This is a genomic window from Microbacterium sp., from assembly GCF_047972865.1.
Lineage (GTDB): Bacteria > Actinomycetota > Actinomycetes > Actinomycetales > Microbacteriaceae > Microbacterium.
On the sequence record NZ_JBKEAY010000171.1, the window covers coordinates 1 to 2,476 of the forward strand.

Here is a 2,476-nt window from a genome sequence, read left to right on the forward strand (position 1 = left end):
TGACTGCCGTCGAGGTCTTCCGTCGCCTTCGTCGCGTACTTGGCGATGTAGGCCGCGACGGCACGATCCGACAGCTCACCGCCGAGACCTTCGCGCTTGACGATCGGTTGCACGTCGAGCTGCGCGCCCCATCGCAGGATGCGAGTGGTTTGCTCGCCGGGAACGCGTGGTGCTTCGTACGACACTCGACGAACGGCGGCCCGGACTGCGGCGACAAGGTGCGCCTCGGTGACGCCAACCGGCGCAGGAGGGAACTCGGCGACCGGACTCATGCCGTCGAGCCGAACGATCGCGTGGAAGTGCACGACTCCGCGCCGTTGAAACTCCGCAACCTTTGCGAACTGCACGCGCATGATCTCCGCGGCGGCACGCTGTGTCAGCCCGAGCTCCTTCGCGAGCGTCCGTCGCAGCTGGATCGTGAATCGTCGCCACAGCTCCGGCGCGAAGAACTGCCAGACCACGTGCCCGGCGTAGTCGTAGCAATCGGCGCACACCGGATCGCCAAGCACCGGAGCATCCGCTGCGTGATCACCGCTGCATCCTCGCGGGCGACCGTGAGCGCAGTCGCCTCGATGGTGTGCGCGTGCCGTCGAGTGGACCGCGCCGAACGAGGGAGCGGTCAGCGTGACGAACACCATCGGATGCTCGGCGATCGACTCCGGCACACCCTTCATCCCGCCCGCGGCTCCGGCCATGATCATGTGCCAGGTGTCGCCCTTGTATTCGTGGCTGCACGACTCACAGCGTCGCGCGCGGCGGTTGCCACAGCGGGTGTAGCTCACACCGTCGGGTTGTGCCGACGACGCATAGTCGCCGATGACCTCACCTGAGTGTGGGTTCGTCGTCACAGCCGATCCGACCAGCCGCACAGGGTTCGCGCAGTAGCCCGTGCGCGCTGCGCCGTTCATCCACTGGTCGAAGTCCGGGCTCCGCAAGCGGGCGGCGACGGACTCAGCGAGACTCACGGTCCACCACCAGGCTCGGGACGGCGCAGCCGACGACCTCGGCCATGGCATCCGCGTCGAATCGCAACACAGGGCGGCACACCTGATCATCGAGACCATCGACTCGGCGCGCTTCCTGCCACCGCAGGATCACGTCGTCGCTGCACGACAGGTTTGCGATGCGTCCGTAGTTCGGCGTGTACGAGATCAGCGCGGAGTCCTCGTACACCGCGAGCGACCGCTGGGTGACGCGATCCCAGACCAGCCGCAGGTTGCACGGCACACCCGGATCCCGGTCTTCCGTTGCCGCTTGTTGCTCAGCTGCCGCGTAACCAGCGACGGCTCCGACCGTTGCGAAGAGTGCGGCACCGAGCACGATAGCGCCGCCGATTGCGAGCTTCTTCCTGTTCATGATTCCTCCGTGGGTGTCTCTGTCGTTGAGGCGCGACGGGTCTGCCGTCGGCGCGGGGGTCGCGGTGCGGGCTCGGGTGGTGGCGGCACGAGCACTTCCACCGGGTGTGGCGCAAAGTAGGTCGCCGCCGCGTCGCGAATCTGCTCATCGGGCGCGAAGGCAGCGCGAACGCGCACCGGGGTGCCGCCGTTCTCCGAGAGCACGAAGGCGACGCCCGGTGTGGATGCCGAAATCTCGTGACACAGCCCGCCCGCAGCCACAGCACCATCCCCGAGCACCATCGCGGTCTCTGTGCGATCCCGGAGGCGAAGCCCCACCGTCTGTGTGAAGAGACCGCGAGCCGGAAGGGTCTCTTTCCGAGGGTCCTGCAAGCAGGCGAACAGGATGAAGCCGACTGCGCGGCCCTGTGACGCGAGGGTGGCGATCGCGGCGTTGGCTCGGCGCAGCATTTCGCGATCGGTCTCGTATGAGGTGAGCGCGGCGAGTTCGTCGATGAGCACGATCACGGTCGGACTCTCAGCGGTCGGCGTGTGCTGCCGGGTGATTCCCGCCAGGGCACGGGCGCGTGCCTGCATCGCCGCGACGGCATCCTCGAGAAGGGCGACCGAGGTGGCCGCATCGTCTGCGAAGCGCGTCAGCAGCGCGCGGCCCATGGCGAGTTCCATGCCGCCCTTTCGGTCGATGCCCCACACCTCGATGTGTCCTGCGTGGATGGGCTGCGCCAGGCCGAGCAGAAGCCCCCACACGAGCGACGCTTTGCCACTTCCCGAGCAGCCGGCCACGAGCGTGTGTGGTCCGAGCGGAAGCCGCCACTGCTGCCCGTCCTCAGTGATGCCGGTGAGCACGGCCCGACCGTCGTAGTCGCCCCCGAGCGGCAGCGTGAACGATTGCGCGAGCGCGTCGGCGTAGTCGACTCGAAGCGCGAGCGCAGTGAGGTGCTCCCCGACGACCGACACCCGCACGGCGTTGAACGCCTGCTGAATCCGACCGGTCGCGGCCACGAGGTCCTCGCGCGCCAGACCCGGAGGCATCGAGACAGGTAGGTAGCAGGTCCAGCCATGCCAACTCGGGCGCCCCGCCCCGGTGACCACAGGAACGCCCGCGAGATTGCGAACCTCAA

The 2,476-nt window shown here is 67.9% G+C and carries 3 protein-coding genes; all 3 read right to left on the reverse strand.

All coding sequences use genetic code 11. The features are described from left to right. Positions 1 to 1,064, reverse strand: a 1,064-nt coding sequence (locus ACK5KK_RS10505; RefSeq protein WP_416890033.1) for a replication initiator, incomplete at its 3' end; no start/stop codon positions are given. After that, positions 952 to 1,356, reverse strand: a complete 405-nt coding sequence (locus ACK5KK_RS10510; protein WP_416890034.1) for a hypothetical protein — start codon at positions 1,354 to 1,356, stop codon at positions 952 to 954. The genes ACK5KK_RS10510 and ACK5KK_RS10505, both read right to left, overlap by 113 nt. After that, a partial coding sequence (locus tag ACK5KK_RS10515) for an FtsK/SpoIIIE domain-containing protein (RefSeq protein WP_416890035.1) occupies positions 1,353 to 2,476 on the reverse strand: 1,124 nt, incomplete at its 5' end. The genes ACK5KK_RS10515 and ACK5KK_RS10510, both read right to left, overlap by 4 nt.